Genomic DNA, 953 nt, shown 5'->3' on the forward strand with positions numbered 1-953 from the left:
AGGCTAGATGCGTGATTTAAATTATTCACTTATTCAATGGATTCTTTGAGCTTCTTCATTATTTTCGGTTATTCAAATTTTAATAACTTTTCAATTTCTGTTTTTAGCTTGGGAAGATGTTTTGAAATTATCGCCCAAATTACAACGTCATCCACTTTATCATATCCATGAATAACCCAGTTTCTTGTATCAACAATTTGCCTGGCATTTTCAATATTTAATTCGGGGTCAATTTTCAAAGCGCGATTCATTGCTTCGCCAATTATTTCTAATTCTCGCTCAATGCCACGACGAAGTAGTTTATTATTTTGGTATTCAAAGAAATCTCTTTTCCCACCTAAATATTCATCAATTGAGTCAATGGAAGTTTTAATGTCATAGAGATATTTCTTTATTTCACGCTTCATAGATTAACTCTTTTGATTCATTGACACTTTCAATAAAATAAGGATTTGACAAGGTCCTTTCAGTTACGATATCAATTTCTCTGTTAAATAATTCTCTCAGTTTGTAATGAAGCGAGAAGTAATTATCTGCGTATTCTTCAGGAGTTAAATTCTCGGCAAATGAGATTAGAAAATCAATGTCGCTATCGTCTCTGAATTCTCCCGAAACAGCAGAGCCAAAAGCGTACAATCTTTTTACGTTAAGTAACTGGCATAAACGTTTCAAATCATTTTTCTTTTCGGTAAGAATGCGTTGCATATGTTTTTTCTTTCAAATTTAAGAAATTTGTTGAATATGCTGGGCTTTTTTTTTGATACCTGATTTCCGTAAAGGGTTAATTTTATTGATGAAACCCTTTGCTGAAATTAGTGTCTTTCTCCTCAATACTCCGTTAAACTTTTGCAGATGTCTGATGATTAATTGTTTACGCACTCAATAACGCAAACCACAACGCACTCATAATAATAACTTTGCGTCATTGCATCTCTGCGTTCAGGCTTTTTTAA

Annotated in this window: 2 protein-coding genes; both read right to left on the reverse strand. The window is 32.7% G+C overall.

Translation table 11 applies throughout. From position 1 onward, the window contains the following. Positions 1-68: 68 nt before the first annotated feature. The gene (locus tag OQ5_RS0115165; protein ID WP_016778296.1) at positions 69-407 is read right to left on the reverse strand and encodes a HepT-like ribonuclease domain-containing protein; all 339 of its coding nucleotides are present in this window, start codon (positions 405-407) and stop codon (positions 69-71) included. Further along, on the reverse strand, positions 397-705 hold the full coding sequence (locus tag OQ5_RS0115170) for a nucleotidyltransferase family protein (RefSeq protein WP_016778297.1): 309 nt from the start codon (positions 703-705) through the stop codon (positions 397-399). The genes OQ5_RS0115165 and OQ5_RS0115170 overlap by 11 nt, the downstream gene beginning before the upstream one ends. Positions 706-953: the final 248 nt, after the last annotated feature.

Origin of the sequence: Anaerophaga thermohalophila str. Valhall (genome assembly GCF_000250735.1) — a bacterium.
GTDB classification, from domain to species: domain Bacteria; phylum Bacteroidota; class Bacteroidia; order Bacteroidales; family Marinilabiliaceae; genus Anaerophaga; species Anaerophaga thermohalophila_A.